This is a genomic window from Alcanivorax sp. HI0083 (genome assembly GCF_001635175.1).
This window is the reverse complement of the sequence record NZ_LWFX01001269.1, coordinates 1-7,955: the sequence shown is the minus strand read 5'-3', so window position 1 is coordinate 7,955 and position 7,955 is coordinate 1. Positions and strand designations below refer to the sequence as shown.

Sequence of the window (7,955 nt, the reverse complement as noted above, 5' to 3'; positions counted from 1 at the left end):
GCCAACTCCTCATCACTGAGGCCGGCAAACAGACGCATACGCGAGAGAATATCCAGAACCTGGGACATCAGGCGGTGCCTCCCACGGTGAGCGCATCCACGCGCAGGGTCGGCTGGCCCACGCCCACCGGCACGGATTGGCCATCCTTGCCACACACGCCGATACCCGAATCCAGCGCCAGATCATTACCCACCATGGAAATGCCGCGCATGACTTCCGCACCGCTGCCAATCAGGGTGGCGCCTTTTACCGGACAGACAATCTTGCCCTTCTCCACCAGGTACGCTTCGCTGGTAGAAAACACAAAACGGCCAGACGTGATGTCCACCTGGCCGCCGGCAAAGTTCACCGCATAAATGCCACGATTCAGGCTGGCGATAATGTCCTGTGGATCGCTCTCGCCCGGCAGCATGTAGGTATTGGTCATGCGTGGCATGGGCAGATGCGCATAGGATTCACGGCGCCCATTGCCGGTGGGGGCAACCCCCATCAGGCGGGCATTGGTCTTGTCCTGCATGTACCCCACCAGCTTGCCGTTCTCGATCAGGGTATTGCAGGCGGAAGGGGTGCCTTCGTCGTCCACACTCAGGGAACCCCGGCGATCCATCAGGGTGCCGTCATCCACCACCGAGCACAGTGGCGACGCCACCCGTTCGCCCATTTTCCTGGCGAACATGGAGGTGCCCTTGCGATTGAAGTCGCCTTCCAGTCCATGACCCACTGCTTCGTGTAACAACACGCCGGGCCAGCCGGGGCCCAGCACCACCGGCATGGTCCCTGCCGGCGCCGCTTCGGCCTCCAGATTCAGCAAGGCACCGCGCACCGCCTCCCGGGTCCAGGTTTCGATGCGCTCTTCCTGCAACAGCCAGTCATAGGCCACACGGCCACCGCCGCCGGCACTACCGCGCTCACGGCGGCCTGCCCGCTCCGCAATCACACTCACATTGCAGCGAATCAACGGGCGCACATCCGCCGCCAGGGTGCCGTCACTGGCCACCACCATCACCACATCCTGTTCCGCACTGAGGCTGGCGGTGACTTCGACAATGGCCGGATCCAGGGAGCGAGCCATGGCATCGATGCGCTGTAACAGGGCGACCTTTTCCTGGGCCGGCCAGCCCAGCAAGGGATCGATGGCGGTGTAACGGGGGGTTACCGCGCGGCTGGCCAGTTGAATCTGCCGATCCTGCCCTTGCCGGGTAATCGCCCGCGCAGCGCCACTGGCCTGCTGCAATGCCACCAGGGTGATGTCATCGCTGTAAGCAAAGCCGGTCTTGTCGCCCTGCACGATACGCACACCGGCGCCGCGCTCGGTATTGAAACTGGCATCACGAACAATGCCATCTTCCAGCACCCAGGCCTCATGACGGCTGTGCTGAAAATAGATATCGGCGTAATCCGCCTGCCCGGTCAGTTTGCCATTCAGCAGTGACGCCAGTTGCGGGGTGTGCAGATTGGCCGGAGCCAACAGCACGGATTCGGCAATAGAAAGAGCGTCATCAGTTTGCGTCATAAGGACCTTCAATTCGTAATCGTTGATGCTGCTGTACAGGCATGCGCTGGCGAAGTTCGTTCATGGTAGCAAGGTCCAGCGGTGCCACAAGCGCACCAGGCGCATTCTCCAGGCTTGCCACCACGTCCCCCCAGGGGGACACCAGCATGGAATGGCCGTAACTGGCACGGCGCGGGCCATGTTGCCCGCATTGGTTGGCGCCCAGCACATAACAGCCGGTCTGCACCGCGGTGGCACGCAGCAATAATTCCCAATGAGCTGCACCGGTCACGGCAGTGAACGCCGACGGGTATACCAACAGCTCGGCACCGGCGCTCACCAGGCGCTGGGCCAGGGCCGGAAAGCGCAGGTCATAGCAGATCGCCAAACCCACCTGCACACCGGCCAGGGGCACGGTGACGATGGTTTCACCGGGTTCAAAAAGATCCGACTCCCGGTATTGGCCCTGGGCGTCCTGCACCTGGGCATCAAACAAGTGAAGCTTGTCATAACGACCAACGATCTCCCCGTCGGCGGTTACCGCCAAAGAGCGCGTGCGTACCCGCGGCGCCGGCACCGGCTCGCCGTCCGGGCGACTCAATGAAGGCACACTACCACCAATGATCGCCATGCCCAGCCGGGCAGCCTGTTCACAGAGCCATTGTTCCAGCATGGCATACTCTGCCGCCAGCGCCCGGTAATCACCGCCGTAGCCCGCAAAGTTTTCCGGCAACACCGCCAGGCAGGCGCCCTTGTCACGGGCCGCCTGCAGCAGCCCGGCGGCCTGCTCCAGGTTGGCCTGGGGATCTTTACCGCTGGTCATCTGTATTGCGCCAATCGGTACCGCTGCGTTAGACACCGTCATTCGAAAATCCCTTCGGTTTCAGACACTTTCGGGTTCGACCAACTGCCGCTCACGCGGTATTCCATGGTCGCAGTCTTGTCCAGTTTATCGCCCCAGATGCGCTCCACCACAAAGATACCGGCACAGGCGGCAGGCCCGGCCAGACACCCGGCATACAGGTTACTGGAAAGGGGCAACGTCACTTCCATCTGATGGTTCAGGGTTTCTTTTTCAAGATCGATGGCCCCTTTCACTCGAATGGCGGCCGAGGGCGAATCGATGGCCAGGTTGCTGGTGGACACCTGGGGGCCGTCGATGGCGAAGTCCCCACTGATGCTGTCACAGCTCAATCCTTTCTTGTACAGGTCGGAGAAATCCAGCCGCAATCGACGCTGAATGGTGCCCAGGTTGAGAACACCCAAAAGCCGCAAAAACGAGGTCTTGGTGTCGGTATCAGGGATCCGGCATTCACCGATATCCACCCGTGCCTGACCATCCAGAGCAAGGTAATCCGGCGCCAGCGGCCATTGCGGCCAGCCCAGCGAAACCTTGGCACTGGCGTCATCGGATTCAATCATTTCCGCCAGCCCCCAGGCACTCAGGGAGCGCCCCAGGTTATCGGACGCCAGCGACCCGTTGAAGCGGGTGTACTGATTGCCGCTCTCTTCTGTCCAGTCCACCGTGCCCTGTATCCGGCTGGCCCGCCAGCGGCCCTGTAAATTATTGATGCGTACCCCTTGCGCCGAGGGGCGCAGATCCGCCTGCCATTCACCGAAGTCTTCGCCGTTGATACGCAGGTTGGCCAAGCGGGCATCCACGGCAGGCAGACTCATCGGCGACAGCGGCGCCCCGGATTTCGGATCCGCACTTTCCGGCAAAGTCAGATTCATCCGCGATACGGACAAATCCAGAGGCGCGTCTCCCCGGGCAGAAAACCCTTCGGGAATGGTCATGGAACCGGCCACGGACGGGCTGCTCAGGGCCAGGTCCCAACCTTTGCCGCTGGGCAGCACCGACAGGCTCGCTCCGGGCACATCCACGCCGAACAAATCCAGCGTGCCCACCTGCACATTGACCTTGTTCAGACCGCCTTGCTGGCCACCATTACCGCCATTATCCGACGCCTTGCCCTCCATGGCCGGCACCAGCTGGTCGCTGACAAAATCGATCCAGGGTTCCACGCTGGCGCGGGCCAGGCGCCCATGCACATCGACGCCAGATGCGGGGATGCGCGGCGCCCCGGCCCCCAATCGAAGGTCACCGCGCACCGTTTCACCCAGCGCAAAGGCGCCGCGCACAACATCGCCATACTGCAGCCCCAGTCGCTGGCCATTGCCGGTAAGGTCCAGCGTCAGCGCCCGGCTCTGCGCCGCACTTTTGCCCAGAGGCGCTGGCGCCTTCACTGTCACGCCCTTGAGCGAGGAAGTCGCGTGCAGGGCAAAGGGCGTGCCCTGCCAGGGCACCTGAATGGTCAGCGCCAACGGCAACGAACCACTGGCCGGCGCCAACCAGCCAAAGCCCAGCCAATCGCGCACCGACTTCACCGGCACCTCCCCCTCCAGGGCAAGAGTGCTCTTGCCCGCGTCGGTGGTCCATTTACCGGTCACCTTGCCACCCAGGGTGGAGGCGCTGAGCTTCGACATCTGCAGCCCGTCGCGCAGGTGGAAATACACCGGGGCCTGCACCTCGGTCAGCAACAGGGTGCGCTCCGTATTTTCCACCCGGCCGTCGGCCACGGACGCATCCACGATCACCATGGGTGCGCCTTCCCCTTTCTTGAGCGGGATATTCAACGTCAGCTGCCCCCCCATGGTGCCGGACTGATAGCGCCAGTCTTTCACCTCGTCGGGTAACTGTTCTGTCAGCGGGGTGTCCTGAAACACCGTATCCAGGTCGCTGAGCGGGCCGTGAACCTTACCAGTGACAATCACGCGGGGCCCGGTCTCATCATCAAACGCTGGCACGTCCACGTGCACATCCGCCACCTGACTATTGAGCAGGTTTCCCCGGCTGGCCACCCCTTGCACTTCCCGGCCATTAATCCACACATCCGCGTTAACCCCAGTGGCCTGTGGCCAGTCCGGCAGAAACGACAGGCGCACGTCCTCGCCCTGATAACGCATCTGGAAAGTCCGGTCTTGCTGCCGGCTTTTATCGATTTTCACCGGCCCTTGATAGAGCAGCTGGCCCCGCTGCAAATGACCATCACCGATAGCCTGTCCCAGCCAGCCGGACAGGCCATCGGGCAACCGCTTCAACGGAATGTAGTAGTTGGCACGGGCACCGTTGCCATCGTAAATCTCTGCCGCCAGACGCAGCTCGGGCACCTGCTCCGGGCGCACGGTCACCGCAACCATGGCCTCGCCATGGGCATCCGGGTTCACCACACGCAGGCGGCTGGAGCGCACCGTGAGCGCATCGCCCTGACGCTGCCANCCAAACACCCCGGCCATCTGGGCACCCAACTCGTGGTCATACAGGCGCGGCAACCGTAATGACAGATCATCGCTGTACAGATGCGCCAGCCCGGCATCTGGCGACCCCGCTACCCAGCCATTCAGGCCTTCAACGCCGGGAATCCGGTCATCTGCCTGGCTGGCCAGGCCGGCAAAACGCACCTGAAACTGTTCCAGATCCCGCGCCTGGCCACTCAGGTACACCCCCTCTACCACTCCGCGCGGAGACAGCACCGATAATTGCTTACGGACCTTGTCGGCAGACTCCGGCAGGCTGAATGGCCAGCTCTGGAATTGCTGGCTGATGGCGTGCACCGGCAGTTCATTGGCGCGCAGCTGCCACTGCCGGCGCTCGCCCCGGGTCTCCCAGCGCAGCGCCATATCGCCCAGCGTGAGCGGGCCGGAGGGTGTCCTGCCGGACAGATTGGATAACGACAGGGTCGCCTCATCATCCTCACGAAGCAGTGAGGCGCGCAGGGACAAACCGGTTAGCGGCCAGGCCGTATCTGCCTGGGTCAGCGTCAACGTGGGCACATCAACCTGCAGCTGTCCGCTGATCGGCTCACCGCCTTCCAGAGTGCCCCACAGCGCCACGGATGCATCCAGCGAGCCCAGATCCAGCGGCATTTTTTCTATCTCGGGCAACCATTCGTGCAGGCGCTTGCCCTCGAAGCGGGTATAGATATCCGCATCCACCTCATCCAGCGCGTAGGCATCATCGTGCAGGTGTATCTTTGCCAGCAGGGAGAGGGGGCGGTCCCGGGCTTCCACACGCAGGGCCAACCGGTGTTCGCCACCCGTGTTGGTCATGGTGGCATCCAGCTGCGACGCCGCCAGCGGTGGCATGCCCGGCCATTCCAGGGACAAACGGGCGTCGCTGACTGACAGCAATTGCTGGCGGTAAAACAACTTGAGAATACGTTCCAGCGGCGGTCGTGACCCGGGATCATTCTGCCCGAGCACATCCAGTCCGCGCAGACGAATCTTGCCGTCATCACCGCGCACCAGATTCAAATCCACCCCGCGAACACTGAGTTCCTCAAGCACCAGATCCCGGTGCCACAGGGAACCAAACACATCAATGCTGAGCACCACTTCATCCAGCACCAATGGCGCCTCCCCTTCCGGGGCGGGCAGGCGAATCTGGCGAGCCACAAACTGGGGCACCAGGCCGGACATGGTCCCGTTCAGCTCGGCAATGGTCAGCGGGGTCTGAATGCGCTCTTCGAAAAGATGCTCAAGGCGCTCACGGTAATCCGGCACCAGCAACATCAACTGACGGCCAACCACCACATAGGCAGCCATCAGCAATAAAATGATCGCGGCTGCCCACCACAGGGAAGGAAGCAGTCGGCGCCAGCGTGAAGTGTGGGTCGATGCCATAAGTCAGTCGACTTGCCAGTAAGGAATGTCGGCCCATTCAAGCAATTCCACTGTTTGCTCCAGGGGCAGGCCAACCACTCCACTGTAACTGCCAGACAACGATGCCACCAGTGCGCCGCCCAACCCCTGAATGCCGTAACTGCCCGCCTTGTCGCGCCCTTCACCTGTGGCCACATAGGCCTGCAGGCGCGCGGCTTCCAGTGGCCGGAATTGCACTGTCGTCACCGAATGGCGCACGGCTTGCCGACCCTCAAGGCACAGACAAACCGCCGAGATCACCTGATGGGACTGCCCGCTCAGCTGCGCCAGCATCACCAGGGCCTCGGCGTCATCGGCAGGCTTGCCCAGAATACGCTCCCCCAACACCACCGCCGTATCTGCACCCATTACAGCACCCGGTGCCGGCAGGCGGGCCAGCCCTACCTCCGCCTTTTCGCTGGCCATGCGCTGCACATAGTCCAGCGGCAACTCACCGGGACGGGGCGTTTCATCGATGGCCGGAGCAGGCAACACCGTAAAAGGAACGGCAATCTGCTGGAGCAATTCCGCCCGGCGGGGAGAGCCGGAGGCAAGGTAAAGAATCATAGAATTAGCGGCTAGTTGATAATGGACAATTGATAGCTACGCGACCCAGTAATACCGAGAACTGAAAGATTGAAGCCGCGCCCAAAGTAATCCGGGGTTTCGCTGCCAACGATCAATTATCCACTGCGAACGACGCGCTTATCGTACTAGAAATCGCAACTGAACCCAGCGTAACGCCGCACATACCGGACGCCACAACAGCGCGCTGGTCACAGAAGAGTAGAGAATGGTGTAAGGCGGGTACAGGGTACGGCCCACGGATTCCTGTACCAGAAACGCCAGCAGGCTCACCGTGCCCACCAACAGAAAGACCACCGCACACTGCTGTAATGCGGTGAATACGCGCATGCGCTTGTACGCGGCCAGCATCACAAAGGCGCCCAGCGCCGTGGCCAGCCCCCACTGCCCCAGTGTGGTACCCACCAGCACGTCGTGATAGAGCCCCACAAAAAAGCCCCACAACACACCAATGCGATGCGGCAACGAAAGCACCCAGTACACCAGCACCAACAGCATCCATTCCGGGCGCACCCAGTCTATGCTCGCAGGCAGCGGGATCACTTCCAGCAGTGCCGCCAGCAACAGGGTGACGATGATAACGCCGGTGCCGGCGGGACGATCACTGATCATTGTCGGCCTCCGCACGTACCGGGGTTTGCGTGGGCTGCACCAGCAACACATGGCTGGCACGATCCAGCTGCGCAGTGGGGCGGGCAGCAATATGCGCGAACGGCGTGCCCGCCTGATGATTCACCGAGGTGACGCTGGCCACCGGATAGCCGCGGGGGTATAGCTGGCCGAGCCCCGTGCTGACCAGCAGATCACCTTCCTGGATATCTGCGGTGTCGGGCACATACAACAATTTCAAACCGCTGGATTGCCCCACCCCGGCCAATACAGCGCGTACCCCATTACGGTTAACCTGCACGCTCATGGCGTGGCTGGCATCGGTGATCAACAAGACGCGGGAGCTGAGCGGGCCGGCGTCCACCACCTGACCAATCAGCCCCTGGGAATCGAGCACCGCCTGCCCCCGGGAAACATTGTCCCCCGCCCCTTTGTTGATGACGATCTCCTGGCGGTTAGGATCAGGATCCACACCGATGATTTCCGCCACCAGCACATTGGCATCCAGATCCGCCGAGGAATTGAGCAGCTCACGCAGCCGCACGTTCTCGGCTTCCAGCACCGCCAG

General features: G+C 62.2%; 6 protein-coding genes. All 6 read right to left on the bottom strand.

Annotated elements, in window-relative coordinates:
- Positions 1–67 precede the first annotated feature (67 nt).
- Positions 68–1,513, bottom strand: a complete 1,446-nt coding sequence (gene tldD / locus A3754_RS18750; RefSeq protein WP_063520916.1) for a metalloprotease TldD — start codon at positions 1,511–1,513, stop codon at positions 68–70.
- The gene (locus A3754_RS18745) at positions 1,500–2,357 is read right to left on the bottom strand and encodes a carbon-nitrogen hydrolase family protein (RefSeq protein WP_063520915.1); all 858 of its coding nucleotides are present in this window, start codon (positions 2,355–2,357) and stop codon (positions 1,500–1,502) included. The genes tldD and A3754_RS18745 overlap by 14 nt, the downstream gene beginning before the upstream one ends.
- A complete protein-coding gene (locus A3754_RS18740; RefSeq protein WP_063520914.1) occupies positions 2,354–6,175 on the bottom strand; it encodes a YhdP family protein in 3,822 nt (1,273 codons plus the stop codon). The genes A3754_RS18745 and A3754_RS18740 overlap by 4 nt, the downstream gene beginning before the upstream one ends.
- A 3-nt stretch (positions 6,176–6,178) precedes the next feature.
- The gene (locus A3754_RS18735) at positions 6,179–6,760 is read right to left on the bottom strand and encodes a nucleoside triphosphate pyrophosphatase (protein WP_063520913.1); all 582 of its coding nucleotides are present in this window, start codon (positions 6,758–6,760) and stop codon (positions 6,179–6,181) included.
- Between the two features lie 138 nt (positions 6,761–6,898).
- A complete protein-coding gene (gene mreD / locus A3754_RS18730) occupies positions 6,899–7,390 on the bottom strand; it encodes a rod shape-determining protein MreD (RefSeq protein WP_007150669.1) in 492 nt (163 codons plus the stop codon).
- Positions 7,380–7,955: rod shape-determining protein MreC (mreC, locus tag A3754_RS18725; protein WP_063520912.1), on the bottom strand; the 576-nt coding region annotated here is incomplete at its 5' end. The genes mreC and mreD, both read right to left, overlap by 11 nt.